This is a genomic window from Maribacter sp. MS6 (assembly GCF_056839185.1).
Map to the genome: position 1 here is coordinate 3,263,103 of NZ_CM166389.1, position 23,018 is coordinate 3,286,120.

Here is a 23,018-nt window from a genome sequence, read left to right on the forward strand (position 1 = left end):
TAATGAAACAATTTAGAACGCTAAAAGCCGTTAAATTTTTAGTTAAGATTAAATAAATAGTTAAGATATGAGTGAAAAAAACGAGGTGACGTTTGATGTATTGATTGAAATCCCAAAGGGAAGTAGAAATAAGTACGAATACGATTTCGCCCTGAATAAGATTAGGTTTGATAGGACTTTGTTTTCTTCTATGATGTATCCTGGTGATTATGGTTTTATCCCGGAGACTTTGGCTTTGGACAAAGATCCTTTGGATGTTTTGATATTGTGTACGGAACCAACATACCCTATGGTTGTTGTTGAGGTAAAGCCAATAGGGGTTTTTTACATGGAGGACGAAAAGGGGCCTGATGAAAAAATAATTTGCGTTCCAGTTTCCGACCCTATTTGGAATCAGAAGAATGATTTAGATGATATAAACCCACATAGAAAAAAAGAAATTGAGCACTTCTTTCAAGTATATAAAGACTTGGAAAAAAAGAAAGTTGATGTTGGTGGTTGGGGCAATGTTGATGACGCCATAAGAATCTACCACGAGTGTGTTCAGCGTTACGAGGATAGCGAACATAAAAAGAAGCGTACCTTCACTATTTAAAATACAGATTCTTAGTTTAAAGCCGCCTCTATTAATATAGTATTAATGTAAAGGCGGCTTTTTTTATTCTATTCTATTTTACTACTTTAGCACCCGTTAAAAAAAAACTAAAAACAACTAAACAAAATGGAATTAGTAATTCAATTATTACCTGTATTTGGAGTCGTAGCGCTGCTTTTTGTGTTTGTGAAAAACATGTGGGTTTCCAAGCAAGAAGTAGGGGACGCTAAAATGGCCCGAATAGCCAAGAATATTGCGGATGGTGCAATGTCTTTCTTAAAGGCTGAATATAAAATATTATCAATCTTTGTTATAGCTGTTGCGATTCTTCTTTTCTTTAAAGGAAGTAATGAAGTAGGCTCTCATGGCATGGTGGCAGTTTCCTTTATTGTAGGAGCTATTTGTTCTGCTTTAGCGGGTTTTATAGGTATGAAAGTGGCTACAAAAGCAAATGTTAGAACTACTCAGGCAGCTAAAACTTCTTTAGGAAAAGCTTTAGAAGTAGCTTTTGCAGGTGGGGCCGTTATGGGATTGGGCGTTGTAGGTTTAGGAGTGTTGGGACTTAGTGTCTTGTTCATGGTCTACCAATCTATATGGCCAGGTGCAGAAAATCTAAGCTTAGTGTTAAACGTTCTTTCTGGGTTCTCTTTAGGAGCATCTTCAATAGCACTTTTTGCTAGAGTTGGTGGTGGTATTTATACTAAGGCTGCCGATGTCGGTGCCGATTTAGTAGGTAAAGTAGAAGCGGGTATTCCAGAAGATCACCCATTGAATCCTGCTACAATAGCAGATAACGTAGGTGATAATGTTGGAGATGTTGCCGGTATGGGGGCAGATTTATTTGAGTCTTATGTAGGTTCAATTATTGGTACCATGGTGTTGGGAGCATTTATTATTACACCAGATTTTGCTGGATTAGGAGCGGTATACCTTCCTTTGGTTCTTGCTGCGGTAGGTATTATAATGTCTATCATTGGAACCTTCTTTGTAAAAGTAAAAGATGGCGGAAATCCACAAACAGCCTTGAATATTGGTGAGTTTGGCTCTGCAGGTTTAATGGTTATTGCTTCTTACTTTATAATTACTGCATTAATTCCAGAATCTATAGATGGTCTGCCAATGGGTGCAATGGGTATTTTTTATGCAACACTCGCTGGTCTTGTTGCTGGTTTAGGTGTTGGAAAAATTACAGAGTACTACACGGGTACTGGTACTAAGCCGGTAAACTCGATTGTGCAACAATCGGAAACTGGTGCAGCAACGAATATAATTGCTGGTTTGGGCGTAGGTATGATGTCTACCATGATTCCTATTTTATTAATAGCGGCTGCAATAATAATTTCTCATCATTTTGCCGGTTTATACGGAATCGCCATTGCTGCGGTAGGTATGTTGGCGAACACTGGAATTCAATTAGCGGTTGACGCTTACGGACCTATTTCGGATAATGCCGGTGGTATTGCTGAAATGGCGGAGTGTGAACCGGAAGTGCGAGAGCGTACAGATAAATTAGATGCTGTAGGTAATACTACTGCTGCAATAGGTAAAGGTTTTGCCATTGCTTCCGCAGCATTGACGGCATTGGCTTTGTTTTCGGCTTTTATGAAAGTAGCAAATGTAAGTTCTATTGATGTGTCACAACCTAAGATTATGGCGGGTCTACTAGTTGGAGCAATGCTTCCATTTGTGTTCTCCGCTTTGTCTATGAATGCGGTGGGACGTGCTGCCATGGCCATGATCGAAGAGGTGCGTCGTCAGTTTAGGGATATTCCACAACTGAAGGCGGCGTTGGAAGTAATGAGAGCGGTAGATTCGGATATGTCAAAAGCTACCCCCGCACAAAGAGAAATATTTGATGCTGCTGATGGGTATGCCGAATATGATAAGTGTGTAGATATTTCTACGAAAGCATCTATTCGGGAAATGGTTTTACCTGGTCTTTTGGCTATCGTTGTTCCTGTTGCTGTTGGCTTCATAGGTGGAGCTGAAATGCTTGGTGGATTATTGGCTGGTGTAACTTCTGCCGGAGTACTCATGGCTATTTTCCAATCCAACGCAGGTGGTGCTTGGGATAACGCCAAGAAGATGATCGAGTCCGATGGACGTAAAGGAACTGATGCGCATAAAGCTGCGGTAGTTGGGGATACTGTAGGGGATCCTTTTAAGGATACATCAGGACCTTCATTAAATATCTTATTGAAATTGATGTCGGTAGTTGCCTTGGTTATTGCCCCAAGTATAGCAATGAGTAGTGATACCATGACGGCTTATAATGAATCTAAAGATACGACCGAGGTTGTTTCTGCCCAAATAGAACGAAGTGTTGAAGTAAACATGAGCAATAATGAGGATGGGACTTCAACGGCAATCGTTACTACCACGGTTGTTGAAAATGGTGAAACAGCTGTTTCAGAACAAATTTTTGAAGGGACCGAAGAAGAAGTTAAAGCTAAGATTGCCGCGTTTAATACTAATGCTAAAGACGTTGAGATTCAAATTGAAAACCTTGCTAAAGAAGAAAAACGGAACTAAGGTAAAGTCTAGTGTTTGTTTTATAAAAGCCCTTCATGTATTGCATGGAGGGCTTTTTTGATGTTTTTTATCAGAACAAATAGGTATGTTTTCTATTGGCTCTGGTGTCATAGAGCGGGCAGTTGAAATATCAATTGAGCTAACTTCTTAATTGGTCGCTAGTAATGGTATCCGGAGCACAATTAAAAAGTGTAGAATTAGTACATGATTGTTCATTACGCTGGCCATCATTACTGCAATTTGAATGTGATTGGAATGGCAAATGATACTTTCACGTTTTGATCACGTTGTTTTCCAGGTGTCATTTTAGGTAGTTTCCCGATAATGCGTGCCGCCTCATTTTCAAGGTTGTTGTTTGGTCCTCTCATGCGTATGTTTCCAATAGTACCATCCTTCTTTATATCGAACAAGACGTTTACTCGTCCTTGAATGCCTAGTTCTCGCTCTTGTTCTGGATAACGGAATACTTTACCAATATGCTGCTGTATCATTTTTGCAAAGCAAGTTCGCTTATCGGTTTCATTTTCACAACCAGGGAAAACCGGTACTTCTTCTATAGTCACCCAAGTAACGTCGGGTTCAATTTCTGTTTCGATTACTTCAATATCATCGGCAGCTAGTACTTCGGTTTCCGTGTCCGCTTCTGTAGATTGGATTGGAGTTTCATCAATCTCAATATCATCGTCTTCTATTTTAATCTCAGGAGGCAATACTTGTTTTATTTTTGGTTTTTCCATAACGAATTTTTCCATATGTTCCTCTGCTATTAACTCATCAGGTGTGCTTGGTTCATGCGCGTAGTTATTTGGTTTTTTGTAGGTTTTCCATTCCAAGGCCACATAGGATAGAAGCAACACGGTAAGTAATCCGATAGCGAAATATACACCGCTTTTTTTGTTGATATCTTTGTTTAGGTTTTTTTTAAGTTTCATAGAATTACGATGTTATGTTGCACGGAGGCGAACTGGTTTAACTATTTAATTGGACTTCAAACTACCTATTATCATATCGCAATAACATGGCAAATGAGTGAACGGGGGTTTTGGGTGAGTGATACCCATTGTAGGCCAAGGCATTTTATTTTTCGGTTTATTTAATTACTTAAAAGAGATAAAAAATAATTAAACACATGCTATTTTTATTTTATGGGATTATTTCAAAAAGATAAACTGCAGATTATTTGTTTTCGAGGCTATGGAACTAGCGACAAACTACATCTGAGAGGACGGGCACTAGAGGACGAACGTATTGATTTGGAGAAGAAAGGAATTTTTGCACTGTTGTTAAATACATGGAAGCGATTTGAGACCGATGAAATAAAAAAGGCCCGGATTCACATTAAGACAGGGGAGCTGATTACACTAGAAACGCGGACAGATAACAATGGTTATTATTTGGTGACCAAAGCTGAAAAACATCTTTCTAAATACACCGATGCCGATGGTTGGTTGCCTGTTGAGGTTTCTTTTGAAGCTGATAATCTCATCGGTAGTATTAATGCTAACAATTGTTTTAAAGGTGAAATGCTTATTCCTGGCAATAATGCAGATTATGGCGTCATAAGCGATATAGACGACACAATACTGCACACGGGTGTAGTATCTTCCTTAAAATGGCGCGTCCTAGTAAATACGATATTTAAACGGGCCGTTAGTCGCGACGCTTTGGCAGGTACGGCAGATTTTTATCATAAATTACATAGAGGTGTGTCCGGTAATAGTGCAAATCCTATTTTTTATGTGAGCCATAGTCCATGGAATCTTTATCGGTATTTGGAACTATTTCTTGAAACAAATAATTTCCCGAAAGGACCTATATTGTTGCGGAGTATTTCCAGTTTTACGGTAAAAAATAGAAAAAAACATGTCCCACAGAAGCAACGTGAGATTGTGAATATATTAAAAACGTATCCTAAGTTGTGCTTTATCCTAATTGGGGACAGTGGTGAAATGGATGGCCTTATTTATAAGGCTATTGCCATGGAATATCCAAAACAAATTAAGGCTATTTATTTAAGAAGCGTAAATGACGTTAAAAGAAACAGAGGAGTTAGCGAATTATTCCAAGGATTTGACCAAATTCCGTTTTTATTGGTGCGAGAAACTAAAGAAGCAATAGCGCACGCAAAAGAGGAAGGGTATATTTAATCACTCGCTTTTCTAGAACAATCCGTGTATCTCCGCATCTATTTTATTGATAACGTTACCCAAATCTTCTGGATTGTCCACAAAATCAAGCTGATCCACATCTATAACTAGTAGGTTTCCCTTCTCGTAACCGTGTACCCAAGCTTCGTAACGTTCGTTCAATCTACTTAAATAATCTATTGAAATGGTGTTTTCATAATCTCTGCCACGCTTATGTATCTGTTTAACCAGATTAGGGATGGAGCTTCTTAGGTAAATCAATAATTCTGGCGGTTCCACTAAACTTTCCATTAACTCGAACAAACTGGAATAATTTTTAAAATCCCTATTCGTCATTAGTCCCATGGCGTGCAGATTCGGCGCAAAAATATGTGCATCCTCGTAAATGGTGCGGTCCTGGATAACGCTTTTGCCACTTTCTCGTATCTGTAATATTTGCCGGTACCTACTATTTAAAAAATAAATTTGTAGGTTAAAACTCCAACGTTCCATTTGATTGTAAAAATCATCTAGGTAGGGGTTATCTACCACCTCTTCTAAATGCGCTTCCCATTTATAGTGTTTGGCCAATAATTTGGTTAAGGTAGTTTTTCCTGCTCCTATATTTCCGGCAACGGCAATGTGCATTTGAGTCCTGTTTAATGGTTAGGTATTGTAAGAAAGATGTGCCGCGCAATATACGAAGGAATTTAGGTCTGTGAAAAAATAACGGAGGAAATACAATTATTTAGTGAAGCTTGGGTTGTATGTCGTTAAACAATATAAAATGAACGGGAATAATTTTTAGAACCTAACTATTTTTATACTTTTGACACTTAATAATGAGGAAGGATTTGACTGATTGCAACCTCAAACGTTGAATGTGATTCAGCAACGAATACTCAGTAAAATGAGAAGCTGAAATAGTTTCAGCTAAAAATGCTAAAGCAGTTTATTCCAAAATTATATTTGGAGTCTTCCTTTGGGAATGTGCACTACTTTTTATCCCGTCAAATCCTTCGTACAACTAAATATTTATATTATAATGGCGTATTTATTTACATCGGAATCGGTTAGTGAAGGACATCCGGATAAGGTAGCGGATCAGATAAGTGATGCTCTTTTAGATCATTTTTTGGCTTTTGACCCAGAAAGCAAAGTGGCTTGTGAAACCTTGGTAACAACAGGCCAGGTAGTACTGGCTGGTGAGGTCAAGAGTGATACCTATTTAGACGTGCAGACCATTGCGAGGGAGGTCATAAATATGATAGGGTATACCAAAGGCGAGTACCAGTTTAGCGGTGATTCTTGCGGAGTCATTTCATTAATTCACGAGCAGTCCCAAGATATAAATCAAGGTGTAGATCGTGGCTCCAAAGAAGAACAAGGGGCAGGTGATCAGGGAATGATGTTTGGATATGCAACAAAGGAGACAGAAAACTATATGCCGTTGGCACTCGATATATCGCACAAATTGTTACATGTATTAGCTGAACTGAGAAGAGAAGGAACCGAAATTAATTACCTAAGGCCGGATGCCAAGGCCCAGGTTACCATTGAGTATTCCGATGATAATGTGCCCCAACGCATAGATACTATTGTAGTATCTACACAGCACGATGCTTTTAACAGCGATGACGAAAAGATGTTGGCAAAAATAAAGTCGGATATTATCACTATTCTAATTCCAAGGGTAAAAGCCCAATTACCAGAAAATATACAGGTCCTTTTTGATGACCAAATAACCTATCATATTAATCCAACGGGTAAATTTGTTATTGGCGGCCCACATGGTGATACCGGACTTACAGGCAGAAAAATAATTGTAGATACCTACGGCGGAAAAGGAGCGCATGGTGGTGGGGCTTTTAGTGGGAAAGACCCAAGTAAAGTAGACCGCAGTGCAGCTTATGCGGCAAGGCATGCCGCAAAGAATTTAATTGCGGCAGGTGTAGCCGATGAAATCTTGGTTCAAGTTAGTTACGCTATCGGAGTGGTAGAACCTACCTCGATTTATGTGGACACTTACGGTACTTCCAATGTAAATTTAAGTGACGGAGCTATTGCCAAAAAAGTAGCAGCTATATTTGATATGCGCCCATTTGCTATTGAGGAACGGTTAAAGCTTAGAAATCCAATTTATTTGGAAACTGCTGCTTACGGCCATATGGGCAAAACCCCAAAAACCGTGACTAAGGTGTTTGAATCGCCATATAATGGCCGAGTAGAAAAGGAAGTGGAACTTTTTACCTGGGAGAAATTAGACAAGGTGGCCGAGGTCAAAAAGGCCTTTGAAATATAATTAAAATTTCTATGCTATACATAAAGGAGTCCACTTGTGGGCTCCTTTTTTTATTTCTTTAATTTAGGAATCTTCACTAGCTTTAGAACATAAAATTTTATCCTATGTCAAAGTCGGTTTTCCGGTATGTTATTGTATTTTTTTCTATAGTATTTATTTCTTTTTCCTGTGCAAGAACCACAAAGGTTGCAAAAGCTGAAGTTTCTGAAACTTATGTCTCGGATAATTACAATAAGCAGGAAGTAGAAATAGAAATGCGTGATGGGATTTCGCTGCATACGACCATTTATTCGCCTAAGGATACTTCAAAAAAATATCCGATTATTATGCAACGTACGCCTTATAGCTCAGCGCCTTATGGAATCGGTAATTTTAAGAAGCAAATAGGCCCTAATATTCATTTAATGCAGGAAGGGAATATTGTTGTGTACCAAGATGTGCGCGGTAGATGGCTTAGCGAGGGAAATTATGAAAACATGCGGGCATACATTCCTAATAAAACGTCTAATCAAGATGTTGACGAAAGTACGGATACCTATGACACCATAGATTGGCTGGTAAACAATGTAGAAAATAATAATGGCAATGTTGGTGTTTGGGGTATTTCATATCCTGGCTATTATGCTACCTATGCAACCATAGATGCACATCCAGCCCTAAAAGCTTCCTCGCCCCAAGCAAGTATTGGAGATTTTTTCTTTGATGATTTTCACCATAATGGCGCGTACATGCTAAGTTATTTCAGAGCTACTTCACTATTTGGTACACCACGACCAAATGGCGATCAACCGGTTGATACGGCATGGTATGCCCTGCCAGACTTACCGACCGAAGATCAGTACCAATTCTTTTTGGATAAAGGTCCTTTAAAGAACCTAAATTCATTTTTTGAGTATGATTTAAAAGATAAGGTAAGTATTGCGCCAGATGATATGACCGATGATTTTTTCTGGAACGAACTAAAAGAACATCCCAATTATGATGAACTATGGCAAAGTAGGGGATTGATTCAGCATCTGGACAAAAGCAAGTCCCACGTGGCCACGATGGTGGTGGGTGGTTGGTTCGATGCCGAAGATTTATACGGCCCACTTGAGACCTATAAGAACATAGAAAAGAATCGAAATAGTTACAATACCATGGTTTTTGGCCCTTGGGATCATGGCCGATGGGCAAGACGAAATGGAAGAAATTTGGTGGGGAACTACTATTTTGGGGATTCTATTTCTGAATTTTTTCAAGAAAAAATAGAGACAAAATTTTTTAATCACTTTTTAAAGGATAGTGGAGATGCCAACAGTGGATTGCCAGAGGCCTATGTCTACGATTCTGGACGAAAAGAATGGAAGGAATATGATGCTTGGCCACCAAACGGGACTCGTAAAATGGATTTTTATCTTTCCGATAATCAGGAATTAACGACCGAACTAAAAAGTAGCACGGGAATTGAGTTTATAAGCGATATTAAAAAGCCAGTTCCGTATTCTGAAGATGTTAAAACAGTTTTTACACCGCGTAAATATATGACCGATGATCAACGGTTTGCGGCGCGTCGCCCAGACGTACTTGTTTTTGAAACTCCAATTATGGAAGAAGACCTTACTTTGGCTGGCGATATTCTGGCTAAACTAAAAGTAGCTACTACAGGAACCGCTGCCGATTGGATTGTAAAAGTGATAGATGTACACCCCGCAGACGCTAAAACCAATGAAGAAATGCAGCCTCACTTACGAATGAGTAACTACCATTTAATGGTGCGAAGCGAAGTTATGCGCGGCAGGTTCCGTAATGGTTTTTCCGACCCGGAACCCTTTGTGGCCAACGAAAAAACGGAAGTTAATATAAAGTTACAAGACGTATTTCACACGATTAAAAAAGGCCATAAACTACAAGTGCAAGTGCAAAGTACCTGGTTTCCATTGATTGATTTGAATCCACAGACGTATGTGGACAATATTTTTAAGGCTAATGAAGAAGATTTTAAGACACAAAAACACACCGTATTTACAGATTCTAAGGTGGAGTTTACAGTGTTGGAGTAGATAAAGAAAAGAACATAGATTTAAGAAGTTAAGACTGGGTTTCGGAAACCAATTTTTTAATTCTTACCGATTAGCTTTTTTACCCCCTTGTATAATAGCAGGGCTAAGAAACCAACTATTAGCCCCACGAAAAATTCAACGATAATACCAGGAATCGCTGGAAAAATGCCGTGTAGAAAGTCCAGATTATGAACAAATATTCCACCGGAAACAAGTAGTAAAGCTATCGTACCTATAACGGTAAGCGCCTTGATTACTTTGGGAAGGGCATTAACAAAAAATTTCCCTATAACATCGGAAATGCTGTTATTCTTGTCATTAAGATTAATCAGTCTAAGGCCAAATTCGTCCATGCGGACTATAAGGGCAACAATACCGTAGACGCCTACGGTGGCCAACAGTGCTACCACAGATACAACCAAAATTTGTTTGGATAACGGTTCGTTGAGAACCGTTCCCAATGCAATAATGACAATTTCGATAGACAAAATAAAATCTGTTACTATTGCAGATTTGATTTTTGTCTTCTCCATGGCCAGAATTTCTTCTTTAGAAGGGGGTTCTAAATCTTCCGGGAGTGCTTCATGTTCATGAGGTACAAAGAATTCAAATATTTTCTCTGCACCTTCAAAGGCAAGATATAGTCCTCCAAGAATAAGTATTAACGTTACCGCCCAGGGTAAAAAAGCGCTGAGTAAAAACGCAATTGGAAGAATTATAATCTTGTTAAGAAGAGAACCTTTACTAATTGCCCAAAGTACTGGGAGTTCTCGTTTGGAAACAAAACCAGATGCTTTTTCTGCATTTACGGCTAAATCATCACCAAGGATACCGGCTGTTTTTTTGGTTGCAATTTTGCTCATAGCAGCGACATCATCCAATAGCGCGGCAACATCATCTAAAATTGCAAAAAATCCGGAAGCCATATGTGTATGTTTTTATAGTTTTTAAAACAGATTCGGTAATTGGAGCTGTACCATTGAAAAAAAGTGAAGCTAGCCAAAGTAGTTGCAATTTGTAATGTAGACTAGTCCCTTTCCTGTTGTTTAGTATCGGGTATCTTATTCTTTACGTCTTCTATCTTTCTTTGGGCTTTTAAAGCAGCGAGTGTTTTTTTGTCAAATCGTGTTCCATCTGCATGCATATCCGCTAAAGGTAATTGTTCTCTACTATTCTTTTTTGTTTTCATTTGAAATATTTTAATACTTGAAAGGTAGCTAATGTTTAGAATTATTTCTCTCGTTTAAGGTAGCAAGACTAACAATTTATGCAATCGCATTCTTTTTTTATTTAGGATTGTAAAATTACAATAGCTTATCAAGATCATATTTTATCGCAAAATTTATTGTCTTTGGTAAAGAGAATACGCTATGCCCCCTTATAGAATAGATAAGTGAAGTATAAGCTCATGGCATTATGGTATTCTTTTTGGTATATCCTACAATAACACTAGGATTTTGTGAAATTTTTGAAAAACATTAGGTTTTTAAATGTTTCTCCCTTTAATTTGTATCAAACAAAGTTCAAACACGTATTGAATAGTTATCAAGAAAGGTGGAGGGATTAGACCCTTTGAAACCTTAGCAACCCTTTGTTCCATACAAAGAAGGTGCTACATTCTATCTTCAAACTGAAGTCGTTTCAGTGTCTCATATCTAGACGGAAGAATAGATAACGAAAACTAATTGCCTTTGGCAATTTTTTCTCTTTCTTATAACTTTTTGATTTTACCTAACCGCAATGTCGGCTGGCTAGGGTTTGGCTTTTGAATGTATTATTTAAACTATTTAAAAACCTAAAATCATGAGTACACACAAACTGGCAACGAACGTTTTACACGCAGGACACGACACAAAAACTAATGGCGGCACGCGTGCTGTTCCCATCTATCAAACATCGTCGTATGTTTTCAATAACACGGACCACGCCGCAAATCTTTTTTCCTTAGGAGAATTGGGTTTCATTTACACACGGTTGAACAACCCTACCAACCAAATTTTACAAGACCGTTTGGCCGCCGTGGAAGGTGGTGTTGGAGCGGTTGTTTTCGCTTCCGGTACGGCAGCTATTTCTACGGGATTATTAACCCTTTTAAAGGCGGGAGACCATATTGTGGCATCAAGCAGTCTGTATGGCGGAACCTTTAATTTGTTGAATGTCACTTTACCTAGATTGGGTATTACCACTACGTTTGTAGATGCATCCGAGCCCGAAAAATTCGGAGAGGCCGTTCAAGAAAATACACGTGCTTTTTTCGTGGAATCCCTTGGAAATCCAAAATTGGATGTATTGGATTTAAAAGCGATATCCAAGCAGGCCAAGGCGGCAAAGGTGCCATTTATTGTAGATAACACCGTAGCTACCCCAAGTTTGTTGAACCCTATTGAGCATGGAGCGAATCTGGTCATTCATTCCCTTACAATATATATAGGCGGGCAAGGAACTTCGTTAGGCGGTGCCATCATCGATGCCGGAACCTTTGATTGGACCAACGGAAAATTTCCAGAATTTACAGAGCCGTCTGCAGGCTACCATGGCTTGGTATATAGCGAAGCCTTAGGAGCTGCTGCATTTACCTTTAAGTTGATTTTGGAGGGACTGCGTGATTACGGCGGTGCTTTGAGTCCGTTCAATGCCTTTCAGATCATTCAAGGATTGGAAACCTTACCAGTGCGAATTAAGCAGCATAGCGCCAATGCCTTGGAACTAGCCACTTGGTTAGAAAGTAGGGATGAGGTCGCGTGGGTAAATTATCCTGGTTTGAAAAGTAATAAATACTACGATTTGGCCCAGGAATACCTACCTAAAGGACAGAGTGGTTTGGTCACCTTTGGTATAAAAGGTGGCTTTGAAGCGGCAAAACAGTTTACGGACGCGACAGAGATATTTTCTTTGCTGGCCAATATTGGGGACACAAAATCTTTAATTATTCATCCGGCCAGCACTACACACCAACAATTAACAGCGGATCAGCAACTGAGCGCTGGCGTAGGTCCAGATTTAATTCGCCTTTCTGTTGGTTTGGAAGATACGGAAGATCTTAAGAACGATTTGGAAAATGCCTTTGCCAAAGTAGATAAGGCTATCTTGGTTTAAATGGCATAGTATGATCTTATGTAAAACAGTCGAGATGTAATTATATCTCGACTGTTTTTAAAATTATAAAATCTTTTTTTTAGATAAGAATGTTACAAAGGCTACAGATAAAGAATTTTACGACCATTAATGGTGTAACGCAGGATATTCAACTTTCGTATCAGGTTTTTGGTAAGGAACTGCATACGGCACCCATCGTTATGGTCAACCATGCATTAACAGGGAATTCTAATGTTACTGGGCCCAAAGGTTGGTGGTCTACCTTAATTGGAGACAAAAAATGTATCGATACTCAGAAATATACCATACTCGCATTTAATATCCCAGGAAACGGATACGATAAATTTGTCATAGACAACTATAAGGACTTTGTGGCCGGTGATATGGCATCTATCTTTCTGTTGGGTTTGGAGCAATTGGCCGTAAACAGGTTATTCGCCATAATTGGCGGTTCGCTAGGTGGTGGTATTGCTTGGGAAATGGCGGTATTGCGTCCAGATCTAACCGAACATTTAATTCCCGTAGCCTCCGATTGGAAATCTACCGACTGGCTCATTGGCAACTGCCAGATACAGGAACAATTCTTGGTTAATTCCAAGCAACCCGTTCATGATGCGCGTATGCACGCTATGTTGTGCTATCGTACGCCAGAATCTTTCAAGGAACGTTTTAAGCGCAGTACCAACGAAGAGCTAAAAGTCTTCAATGTTGAGAGTTGGTTAACCCACCATGGGAAAAAATTACAGGAACGGTTTCAGTTATCTGCCTATAAGCTGATGAACCAATTGCTGAAAACAATCGATGTAACGAGAGATGGAGAAGATAAATTTATAACCTTGCAAAACAGCGCTACTAACATACATATTGTGGGAGTGGATTCAGATCTGTTCTTTACGGCGAAAGAAAATAAGGATACCTTTAAGCAAATTGCACAGGCCAATAGCAATGTTACCTACGGGGAAATCCAATCCCTCCATGGTCATGATGCTTTTTTGATAGAGTTTCAACAGTTGGAAAAATTGCTGGACACTGTTTTTAATACCAATGGAAAAACAGGAAAGCTAAAAGTGCTCAAGTTTGGGGGTAAATCTTTGAGCAATGGCGAAGGGTTGGAACGTGTTTTGGAGCTGATATGCACCAAAGTGGTAAACGGCGAGCATATTGCCGTGGTGGTATCTGCTAGGGAAAAAGCAACCGACCAATTGGAAAACATGTTGGAAAAAGCCACCAAAGGAGCCAATTATATTTCGGACTTTGAGGACTTTGAAAAATACCAACGACACACCTATAATAACATAGACCTTTCGTCAGAATTCAAAAGTTTGGCCAAATTGTTAGAAGGAGTCTCTCTTTTAGGCGATTATAGTGCAAAAATCAAGGACGAGGTGTTAGCCTACGGAGAGCTGATTTCAGCAAAATTAGTTACTAAATTGTTGATAGGGAAAGGAGTTAAGGCCAGTTTAGTCGATTCTCGTACTTTTTTGACCACGGATGCGACTTTCAGTGACGCTAAAGTGATTGAAAAAGCTTCTAGGACAAAACTGAAGGCTACTATGGAAGCATTGCCGGTAGATTCCGTACCTGTAATCACAGGTTTTATAGCAGCTACCGAAGATGGGCAGACTACTACTTTAGGCAGAAACGGAAGTAATTATTCCGCCGCATTGATAGCTAATTTTTTAGATGCGGCAGAGTTACAGAATTATACCCATGTAGATGGAATTTTCACGGCGAATCCGGATTATGTGAAAGAAGCTAAACGACTGTCACACTTGTCTTATGCGGAAGCCAATGAACTAGCCAATTTTGGCGCGACCATTCTTCACGCTAAAACTATTATCCCTCTTATAGAAAAAAACATTCCCTTACGTATCCTGAATACCTACAACGATGATAGTGAAGGAACGCTCATAAGCGCAAAATCCAGTAAAGAAGGTATAAAGAGCTTGTCCGTCATTGAAAATATGGCCCTTATAAATTTAGAGGGTAGGGGACTCTTGGGAAAAGTGGGCATAGATGCGCGAATCTTTAAAACCTTGGAAGCAAATAATATAAGCGTTAGTATTATTTCACAAGGTTCGTCTGAACGGGGAATCGGTTTAGTGGTGGAGCGTGCCAAGGCAATAAGGGCAAAAGTAGCGTTAGAAGAAGAATTTGCACGAGATTTTCAATCCAAGGATATCAATTTGATAACCGTAGTAGCCGAGGTTTCGGTCATCTCCATCGTAGGTCAGGATTTAAGCACGTTTCATAAACCCTATAATGCGCTCATTAAAAATCAGATTACGCCTTTATTGTTCAACAATACGGTCTCCGGTAAGAATGTGAGTTTGGTGGTGAATAAATACGATTTAATTAAAGCCTTGAACGTTATGCATGGGCAGATATTCGGCTTCAGTAAAAAAGTGAATCTCGCCATTTTTGGTCATGGAAATGTGGGCAGTACACTGATAGACCAAATTTTAAAATCGGCTAAAACGATTGCTAAAAGAAAGCATATAGATTTAAGGGTCTTTGCCATTGCGAATTCTAAAAAGGTAGTATTGCATGCCGATGGCGTTTCCAAGAACTGGAAATCGGAACTAAGAACCAAAGGACGCCCTTATACCCAACAGGATATTTTTGATTTTGCAAGAGCCCATCATTTAGAAAATTTGATAGCTATAGATAATACTGCTAGTGAGGACTTTGTAGCCCATTATTTTGATTTTGTAGAGAACGGTTTTAATATGGTTTCTTCAAATAAGATAGCCAATACTTTAGGTTTTGATTATTATCAATTGCTGCGAGAGGAATTGGCAAAAAATCAGAAACAATACCTGTACGAAACCAATGTGGGCGCTGGTCTACCGCTCATAGATACCATTAAATTACTACACTTGTCCGGTGAGAACATCACTCGTATCAATGGGGTGTTTTCGGGCTCTTTGAGTTATATTTTCAATACTTTTTCGGAAGTCGATGCTCCTTTTTCATCCATCCTGAAAGATGCTATGCAACGCGGCTACACAGAACCTGACCCAAGGGAAGATTTATCCGGCAACGATGTTGGCCGTAAACTTTTGATCTTGGCCAGGGAGCTTGATTTAAGAAATGAATTTTCCGATATCAATATTGATAATCTAATTCCAGAAAATTTACAAACGGTGGATACTGATTTTTTTATGGACAATTTGGAAGTTCTGGATGAAAAGTTCAATCAAATTAAAAATAATCAAAAACCGAATCACGTATTAAGATATGTAGGTAATCTACACGGAAATTTACAAAAGGAAAAAGGAGTGCTGGACGTAAAATTGGTCTCGGTATCAAAGAAAAGCGCCTTGGGCCAGGTAAAGGGGTCGGATTCTATTATAGAGATATACACAGAATCCTATGGAGAAAATCCGTTAGTGATTCAAGGAGCAGGGGCCGGTGCCGCGGTTACGGCGAGAGGGGTTTTTGGTGATATTTTGAGGATCGCGGAGAAGATGTGAGTGATAAGCGGTTAGTGGCAAGTTGTTAGCCTGTAGTATTGAAAATCCAAGCCATAAAATATAACCCTGAACACACTAAATGATTCTCGTTTTTAGCGTGATGTCTCGAAGCGAGGTACGAATAGAAACACGACATTATAAAATTTAGACATTTCCCTTTTGCAGCATGACTTAAATAAGATACCATGAAATTCGAAACAAACGCCATACGTACCCAGTTAAACCGCACAGCGCATCTGGAACACTCTGTTCCGCTCTACTTGACCTCAAGTTTTGTGTTTGAGGATGCGGAAGATATGCGAGCTTCGTTCGCAGAGGAAAAAGAACGGAATATTTACTCCCGTTACTCCAATCCCAATTCGTCTGAGTTTATAGAAAAGGTATGCCAAATGGAAGGTGCCGAGGCTGGTTTTGCCTTTGCTAGCGGTATGGCAGCCGTTTTTTCTACCTTGGCCGCTTTGTTAAATAGTGGAGATCATATGATTTCTGCACGTAGTATTTTCGGTTCTACCCATTCCCTTTTAACCAACTTTTTTCCAAAGTGGAACATTTCCCATAGCTATTTCAAGATAGACGCTTTGGATACTATTGAAGAGCTGATTACACCAAATACAAAACTCATTTATGCGGAAACACCTACCAATCCAGGAGTAGATGTGCTCGATTTGGAGGCTCTGGGCGTAATCGCTAAAAAATACGATTTGATATTGGTGGTTGATAACTGTTTTGCCTCACCCTATTTACAGCAACCTATAAAATTTGGTGCCGATTTGGTCATCCATTCCGGTACAAAATTGATGGATGGACAGGGTAGAGTTTTGGCTGGAATTACGGTAGGTAACGCCGATTTAATCGATAAGATATATCGTTTTTCCAGGATTACGGGACCAGCACTATCACCCTTCAATGCTTGGGTACTTTCCAAAAGTTTGGAGACTTTGGCGGTTAGGGTAGACCGGCACTGTGAAAATGCCCTGAAACTTGCCGCCTTTTTGGAGGCCCACGAAAAAGTAAATTGGGTAAAATATCCGTTCTTAAAATCTCACCCCAAATATGAAGTTGCCAAAAAGCAAATGAAAGCCGGTGGTTGTGTCGTAGCTTTTGAAGTTAAAGGAGGGCTAAAAGCAGGACAACAGTTTTTCGACTCCATAAAACTGCTATCACTTTCCGCCAACCTAGGAGATTCCAGAAGTATTGTTACCCATCCGGCATCTACTACACATAGTAAATTGTCAAAAGAAGAAAGAGCCGAAACGGGTATTACAGATGGTATGGTTCGCGTTTCTGTAGGTTTAGAGCATATAAATGATATTGTTGGGGATATTAGGCAGGCCTTAGGGTAATTTTTTACTGATGTTATATTAAACATAGTGACCGTTGAGTATCTAGTGTTCATATATTATGATACCTAGTGTTTTTATACTTTTTAGTTTAAAAATCCACAAATTAGTCTTATTTTTAAATAGTGTTTTTGGAAATACTTTAACCGTCCGAACAATGGGCTAAGTAAGACCTAATGGAAAAGTAACAGAAAATCGAAAGTTTTTGTTATCGCTGCCACAGGTAAATAAAACGACTACCTTATTCCCCCCCCTTTTTAATAATAAATTTTGTGATGCAATCAAATAAAATTATTTATTTGTTTGGTATGTTGTTGCTATTTGGGGTAATTCTAAATTCTTGTATACAACATATTGCCGATTTGGAACAAAAATATCGATTAAGAGTAGTCGAGGCCAACGGGTACCTAGTACCGAAAGACAGTATTAAGCCGCCAAAGGTTATCCCTCGTAAACACCCTAGGATAGTCCCAGCTATAGCGAATAAAATGCTTGCTGGCCAGTCCGATCTGCATACTCTTGATACTCCTAGAGTTACTTATGCTATAATGCCAGCCGTATTTACTCCAGGCCAAGATACTTTTTTACTTCCTAAAGTAGTTCTGGTTATCGATTTACCGATACCGACCGGATTGCCAACTATTGTTGCGGCGAAGGAGGTAAAGTCACTGCACCCAAACCCGTATATTCTTATGTTGTTCATCAGCTTACGAGGCTATAACGGTTTTGTAAATGGGGGAATGAAAATCTTTGCTTTAATACTAACGCTAAAAATAAATTCAAACATACTGTTAAAATTACATCGTTACCACGACCGGTCAGAGTGAAGACAAAAATTGGTATGAAAATAAAGCAGAGCAAATCCAGCATGGTTAGCGCACAAATACCAACTTAAAAAGTTAAAAAATGAGGCATACCTTTTCTATACTTCTTATACTAGTCTATTCAGTACAGGGAGAATCTGTGTTTTCGCAGGAGAAAAAAATAGCCTACGAAAAGTACGGAGTAGCAGAGGGCTTGCCAGAAGGATACGTGAGAAATATACTGCAAGATGATCAAGGATTTATTTGGTTAACGACCCAAAATGGCTTGGTTAAATACGATGGCTATGATTTTAAGGTCTATAAGGAGGTTAAAAATGAGACTGATCAGCGTATTACAAAATTAAGACACGCTAATGGAGGTCTTATACAAACTAAAGATGGTAAATTATGGATGGGTCATTTAAGCACTAATGAGCTTTATTCTTTTGACCCAAGTACTGAAAGAGTTGGTAGGTATAAGCCCCAATTTAAAGAATCGCCAGAAATGCATATTTCATACGTCGAAACATTGTTCGAAGACGCTCAAAACAATATATGGTTCCTAAACTATACAGTTGATACCTTGGTACTTGCCCGTTTTGAACCAAAAACAGGAATTGCAAAAGCGTATCCTTACACAGAAACATTTGGAAACAACTTACTTGGCTTGCAAAATCTTGTACAGTCAAAAATAGACAACAGTCTATGGTATGTAGAACCTTCTGGAAATCTTAGGATATGGACACCTGACACCGATAGTTTTGAATTGATGGCTGCGAATAACGAAAAAATACCTGGAACTGAAATTAAAGACACGCTTACATCATTAACTACATTATCTAATGACAACCTTTTATTGATAGGAAAGCATGGCCTATATATTTTAGATCCGATTACACGACAAAGTATACAACAGTTCACAACTAATAAGAAAAGTAATAATTCTTTACCCGATTCAGAAGTGCGGTTCGCTTTTGCCGACTTGAAGGGCAATTATTGGGCATTGCATGTAAATAACCAAATAACGGTCATAGATCCTAAAAAAAATAGCTATACCCATTTATCATTTGGCAAAGGTTCGTTAAATTTTAATCAGGGCTATAAAAACATTGATATGATTATTCCGGGCGAACAAAATAAAGAAGGAATAGGATTTGCTTTGGTCTCAAATTTATCAAATGGATATCATGACCCTTTGCACTTTATACGTTATGAATTTAGTACAAAGTCTTTTACGTATTATGATTCAAAATTCAATGACCCAAATAATCCAAATACACCAGTTGGTACAGGTATAAAAAGTTTTACAGATAATTCGGGGCTTTCTTGGCTGTTTTATCGTCCTGGCATTTATAAAGAATCCCCCAAGACTAGACAAATAGAACTTTTGAAAAATGACCCCAAAAACCCATCCAGTATTCCCTCCGATACCATTATACGACTATTTGAAGATAGTAAGAAGCGATTTTGGGTAGGCACGCGCTCTGGCATCGCCAGACAAAAACAGAATGGCGGTTTTCAACAAATAGGTACCGTTCAGGATGCATCACCAATAAGTATTAATAGATTTTATGAAGATTCAAAAGGAAATCTTTGGGCAGGTTCTTATGGGCAGGGCCTTTATCGATATCAAGAAACGCAACAAAAATTTCAAAAAATAGATTTTATTCCCGATGTTGATTATAAAAAAGACAGGGTTGAAGTCAATGCCATACAAGAAGATGCCGATGGCCGTATATGGGTATCCGTGGATCAACTTGGGATTTACGTTTTAGATGGAAGCTCTTTTGAAATAAGGGAAAAATATGAATTTGCCCTCAACAAAGAACGTGGTTTGCCTAGTGATTGGATTCCAATTTTATTTCTAGATTCAAGAGGGGTAGTTTGGTTAGGTGATTTTGAAGATAATTCGAATGGGCTTTTTAAATATCTAAAAAAGGAAAAGCGCTTTAAACATTATGGGTACGACCCTCAAGATTCACTATCAATCAGTAGTAATGAAATCCGATTTATAACAGAAGATGATTTAGGTCGGATGTGGGTAGGTACGGATGGTGGATTAAATCGCTATGATGATCAAAAAGATATATTTTATCGCAATACCAATTTAGATATGCCATCCACTATTTCTTACGCAAAGGCAAAAAACGGAAAATTATGGGTCAGTACCTATAGTGGGGGCGGTTTGTCACTGGTAGGTCCTGAGGTAAATGACGTGGAGATTTTTGGGGAGTCAGAAGGCCTTTTACATAATGATATTCTTGACGGTAGCGAACTCGTTTCTGATGATTTAGGTCAACTATGGCTGCCAACAGCAAGGGGGCTTTCCGTTTTTGATACAAATACAAAATCCTTTAAAAGTTATTCTAATAAGGACGGTTTTCAGAATCATCCTGAAATATTTATGACAAGTTTAAAATCCAATGACGGTATTATATGGCTGGGTAGCCGAGAAGGTAATGGCATCAACAGAACTGATCCTAAGGATTTTATGAAAAAGGATAGTTTGCCTCCATCCATGGTCATCTTGGCAATGAGTGTTAACGATTGTAGTTATGGCACCCCAGATGGAAAATTATTTACAAAATCGGTGGCTTATACGGATGAAATTAGCCTTGACCATTATCAAAAAGATCTTGGTTTTGAGTTTGTGGCCTTGCACTACCTTCGTTCAGAAGACAATCTGTATTCATGGAAGTTAGAAAATTATGATACGGAATGGACACTACCATCAAAAGAGCGTAAAGTCAACTATACCAACCTCTCTCCGGGCAATTACACTTTTAGGGTCAAAGGATCAAACGCTGACGGCATTTGGAATGAAGAAGGTGCAAGTATGGAAATTACCATACACCCTCCATGGTGGGGTACATGGTGGGCCTATTTATGTTATGCCGTAGTTATCGGAGGGAGTTTTTTTACTTTTTATAGGTTTAAGCTCCAGCAAAAATTACAAAAAGCGGAAGCGTTGCGCTTAAAAGAACTGGATGCCGTCAAAACTAGATTATATACCAACATTACCCATGAATTTCGTACCCCTCTGACGGTTATTCTTGGCATGGCGCATCAGGTATTGGATAGCCCGAAAGCACATTTTCAGGAGGGTTTAAATATGATTATCCGCAATGGTCGAAACCTACTTTTTCTGGTCAACCAAATACTAGACCTGAGCAAGCTGGAAGGGGGGAAATTAAAATTGAACTATCAGCAGGCCAATATTATATCTTTCTTGAAATATCTTACCGAAAGCTTTCATTCTATGGCCGAGAACAAAGGTGTCCTGATCCATTTCCTTACGGATGTAGAAGAACTGATCATAGACTTTGATGAAACGCGATTGCAGCAGATAGTTTCCAATCTTATGTCAAACGCGATCAAATTCACACCAAGAGGAGGTCATATATATATTTCGAACGGGGTTAGGGACAATCGTTTTATCCTTAAAATAAAAGACACGGGTATTGGTATCGCCGAAGCTGACTTGCCCCATATTTTTGACCGCTTCTATCAAGTGAATAGTTCTCATACCCGACAAGGAGAAGGTACGGGTATTGGTTTGGCATTGACGTGTGAATTGGCAAAGCTGATGGAGGGCACGATTAAGGTCAAAAGCTATATGGGTAAAGGTGCTGAATTCGAAGTGGCATTACCAATACGAAATATTTCAGATTTTGAGGAACCGTCAAGGGAAATTCCCTTTATGGAAACAAAAATCGGTATCGAAGACCCTGTTCTAAATGCGGACAACGCATTATCTTATTTGACCCCAGAACTACAGTTGAATCACAATAACGGACAGGATAGACCCCTAGTGTTGATTGCCGATGACAATGAAGATGTGCGCACGTATATCGCATCTTGCTTGAAAAAAGAGTACGCAATTGAAATCGCAAAAAACGGACAGGAATGTGAAGAGTTGGCCTTTAAAATGACCCCCGACCTTATAGTACTCGATGTGATGATGCCTTATAAAGATGGGTTTGAAGTATGTAGTACGCTGAAGACCGATGAGCGAACGAGTCATATTCCGATTATAATGCTAACGGCCAAAGCCGATATGGAAAGCAAATTGGAAGGCCTGGAACAGGGTGCCGATGCCTACCTAACTAAACCTTTTCATAAAAAAGAATTGTTATTACGGGTTAAAAATCTTCTCGAGTTACGCCAATTGCTACAGCAATATTATCGTTCATCGATTGAAAAAGGTTTTCTTGAAGAGGATACCCCTACTGTAGTTTCAGCTATTGAAAACCAAAGGAAAATTTCGGTTTTCAAGGGTAGGCAAATTAGGGTTCAAGATGAAAACATTCCGTTAAAGAACAATCTAGATAATTCCTTCGTCTTAAAAGTGAGTAAAGCTATTGAAGCACATTTGGATGATGCTGAATTTGATGTGGAACAGTTATGCGGTATCATAGCGTTGAGCAACTCACAAGTGCACCGCAAATTATCTGCTTTGACTGGGTTATCGGCCACTTATTTTATTCGTTACGTCCGCTTGTCAAAAGCAAAAGAACTGCTTTTACACTCTGGGTTTAAAATTTCGGCCATTGCCAGCGATTGTGGTTTTAATGATCCTGCCTATTTCAGTAGGGTTTTTAAAAAGGAATTTGGTTCGACTCCCCAACAATGGCGTGATCAAAATAGCGTATAGGTAAATACCTTTATTTACCGTTACAAAACGATTAGAATTCCTTTTTTTCCTT

At 39.0% G+C, this 23,018-nt stretch carries 14 protein-coding genes and 1 riboswitch; of the genes, 10 read left to right on the forward strand and 4 right to left on the reverse strand.

Going from position 1 to position 23,018, the window contains the following annotated elements; all coding sequences use genetic code 11:
• Window positions 1–67: 67 nt before the first annotated feature.
• The gene (locus MS6x_RS14295; RefSeq protein ID WP_482603143.1) at window positions 68–595 is read left to right on the forward strand and encodes an inorganic diphosphatase; all 528 of its coding nucleotides are present in this window, start codon (window positions 68–70) and stop codon (window positions 593–595) included.
• A gap of 126 nt (window positions 596–721) precedes the next feature.
• Window positions 722–3,127: a sodium-translocating pyrophosphatase gene (locus tag MS6x_RS14300; RefSeq protein ID WP_482603144.1), complete on the forward strand. Its 2,406-nt coding sequence runs from the start codon at window positions 722–724 to the stop codon at window positions 3,125–3,127.
• A gap of 230 nt (window positions 3,128–3,357) precedes the next feature.
• Here MS6x_RS14300 and MS6x_RS14305 read toward each other — a convergent pair whose 3' ends face one another.
• Window positions 3,358–4,059, reverse strand: coding sequence for an energy transducer TonB (locus tag MS6x_RS14305; RefSeq protein WP_482603145.1), 702 nt, complete (start codon window positions 4,057–4,059; stop codon window positions 3,358–3,360).
• Window positions 4,060–4,272: 213 nt separating this feature from the next.
• On the opposite strand from MS6x_RS14305, the gene MS6x_RS14310 reads away from it, so the two are divergent.
• The gene (locus tag MS6x_RS14310; protein WP_482603146.1) at window positions 4,273–5,274 is read left to right on the forward strand and encodes an App1 family protein; all 1,002 of its coding nucleotides are present in this window, start codon (window positions 4,273–4,275) and stop codon (window positions 5,272–5,274) included.
• A 12-nt stretch (window positions 5,275–5,286) separates the two neighbouring features.
• Here the strand turns inward: MS6x_RS14310 and MS6x_RS14315 are convergent, their stop codons facing one another.
• Window positions 5,287–5,901: a deoxynucleoside kinase gene (locus MS6x_RS14315; protein ID WP_482603147.1), complete on the reverse strand. Its 615-nt coding sequence runs from the start codon at window positions 5,899–5,901 to the stop codon at window positions 5,287–5,289.
• Window positions 5,902–6,298: 397 nt separating this feature from the next.
• On the opposite strand from MS6x_RS14315, the gene metK reads away from it, so the two are divergent.
• Both metK and MS6x_RS14325 read left to right on the forward strand, forming a co-directional pair.
• Window positions 6,299–7,555: a methionine adenosyltransferase gene (gene metK, locus MS6x_RS14320; RefSeq protein ID WP_482603148.1), complete on the forward strand. Its 1,257-nt coding sequence runs from the start codon at window positions 6,299–6,301 to the stop codon at window positions 7,553–7,555.
• A gap of 104 nt (window positions 7,556–7,659) precedes the next feature.
• Window positions 7,660–9,597, forward strand: coding sequence for a CocE/NonD family hydrolase (locus MS6x_RS14325; protein ID WP_482603149.1), 1,938 nt, complete (start codon window positions 7,660–7,662; stop codon window positions 9,595–9,597).
• Window positions 9,598–9,653: 56 nt separating this feature from the next.
• On the opposite strand, the gene MS6x_RS14330 is transcribed toward MS6x_RS14325, so the two are convergent.
• Together MS6x_RS14330 and MS6x_RS14335 are read right to left on the reverse strand one after the other, a co-directional pair.
• Window positions 9,654–10,523 carry a DUF808 domain-containing protein gene (locus MS6x_RS14330; protein ID WP_482603150.1) on the reverse strand — a complete coding sequence of 290 codons (870 nt, stop codon included), beginning with the start codon at window positions 10,521–10,523 and terminating at the stop codon, window positions 9,654–9,656.
• 101 nt (window positions 10,524–10,624) lie between these two features.
• Window positions 10,625–10,786, reverse strand: a complete 162-nt coding sequence (locus MS6x_RS14335) for a hypothetical protein (RefSeq protein ID WP_482603151.1) — start codon at window positions 10,784–10,786, stop codon at window positions 10,625–10,627.
• A 350-nt stretch (window positions 10,787–11,136) separates the two neighbouring features.
• A riboswitch (SAM riboswitch) is annotated at window positions 11,137–11,275 on the forward strand.
• Between the two features lie 125 nt (window positions 11,276–11,400).
• Here MS6x_RS14335 and MS6x_RS14340 point away from each other — a divergent pair.
• From MS6x_RS14340 to MS6x_RS14360, 5 genes are all read left to right on the forward strand, one after another.
• The gene (locus tag MS6x_RS14340; RefSeq protein ID WP_482603152.1) at window positions 11,401–12,693 is read left to right on the forward strand and encodes an O-acetylhomoserine aminocarboxypropyltransferase/cysteine synthase family protein; all 1,293 of its coding nucleotides are present in this window, start codon (window positions 11,401–11,403) and stop codon (window positions 12,691–12,693) included.
• Window positions 12,694–12,782: 89 nt separating this feature from the next.
• Entirely contained in the window at window positions 12,783–16,169 is a 3,387-nt protein-coding gene (gene thrA / locus MS6x_RS14345) for a bifunctional aspartate kinase/homoserine dehydrogenase I (protein ID WP_482603153.1), read from the forward strand.
• A gap of 185 nt (window positions 16,170–16,354) precedes the next feature.
• A complete protein-coding gene (locus MS6x_RS14350; RefSeq protein WP_482603154.1) occupies window positions 16,355–17,512 on the forward strand; it encodes a trans-sulfuration enzyme family protein in 1,158 nt (385 codons plus the stop codon).
• Between the two features lie 272 nt (window positions 17,513–17,784).
• The gene (locus MS6x_RS14355) at window positions 17,785–18,336 is read left to right on the forward strand and encodes a hypothetical protein (protein ID WP_482603155.1); all 552 of its coding nucleotides are present in this window, start codon (window positions 17,785–17,787) and stop codon (window positions 18,334–18,336) included.
• Window positions 18,337–18,415: 79 nt separating this feature from the next.
• On the forward strand, window positions 18,416–22,966 hold the full coding sequence (locus MS6x_RS14360) for a hybrid sensor histidine kinase/response regulator transcription factor (RefSeq protein WP_482603156.1): 4,551 nt from the start codon (window positions 18,416–18,418) through the stop codon (window positions 22,964–22,966).
• Window positions 22,967–23,018: the final 52 nt, after the last annotated feature.

What these genes read in the sequence shown, in the direction of transcription:
- MS6x_RS14295 (WP_482603143.1), top strand. Translation starts at nt 68, where the DNA reads ATGAGTGAAAAAAACGAGGTGACGTTTGATGTATTGATTGAAATCCCA.
- MS6x_RS14300 (WP_482603144.1), top strand. Translation starts at nt 722, where the DNA reads ATGGAATTAGTAATTCAATTATTACCTGTATTTGGAGTCGTAGCGCTG.
- MS6x_RS14305 (WP_482603145.1), bottom strand. Translation starts at nt 4,059, where the DNA reads ATGAAACTTAAAAAAAACCTAAACAAAGATATCAACAAAAAAAGCGGT.
- MS6x_RS14310 (WP_482603146.1), top strand. Translation starts at nt 4,273, where the DNA reads ATGGGATTATTTCAAAAAGATAAACTGCAGATTATTTGTTTTCGAGGC.
- MS6x_RS14315 (WP_482603147.1), bottom strand. Translation starts at nt 5,901, where the DNA reads ATGCACATTGCCGTTGCCGGAAATATAGGAGCAGGAAAAACTACCTTA.
- metK (WP_482603148.1), top strand. Translation starts at nt 6,299, where the DNA reads ATGGCGTATTTATTTACATCGGAATCGGTTAGTGAAGGACATCCGGAT.
- MS6x_RS14325 (WP_482603149.1), top strand. Translation starts at nt 7,660, where the DNA reads ATGTCAAAGTCGGTTTTCCGGTATGTTATTGTATTTTTTTCTATAGTA.
- MS6x_RS14330 (WP_482603150.1), bottom strand. Translation starts at nt 10,523, where the DNA reads ATGGCTTCCGGATTTTTTGCAATTTTAGATGATGTTGCCGCGCTATTG.
- MS6x_RS14335 (WP_482603151.1), bottom strand. Translation starts at nt 10,786, where the DNA reads ATGAAAACAAAAAAGAATAGTAGAGAACAATTACCTTTAGCGGATATG.
- MS6x_RS14340 (WP_482603152.1), top strand. Translation starts at nt 11,401, where the DNA reads ATGAGTACACACAAACTGGCAACGAACGTTTTACACGCAGGACACGAC.
- thrA (WP_482603153.1), top strand. Translation starts at nt 12,783, where the DNA reads ATGTTACAAAGGCTACAGATAAAGAATTTTACGACCATTAATGGTGTA.
- MS6x_RS14350 (WP_482603154.1), top strand. Translation starts at nt 16,355, where the DNA reads ATGAAATTCGAAACAAACGCCATACGTACCCAGTTAAACCGCACAGCG.
- MS6x_RS14355 (WP_482603155.1), top strand. Translation starts at nt 17,785, where the DNA reads ATGCAATCAAATAAAATTATTTATTTGTTTGGTATGTTGTTGCTATTT.
- MS6x_RS14360 (WP_482603156.1), top strand. Translation starts at nt 18,416, where the DNA reads ATGAGGCATACCTTTTCTATACTTCTTATACTAGTCTATTCAGTACAG.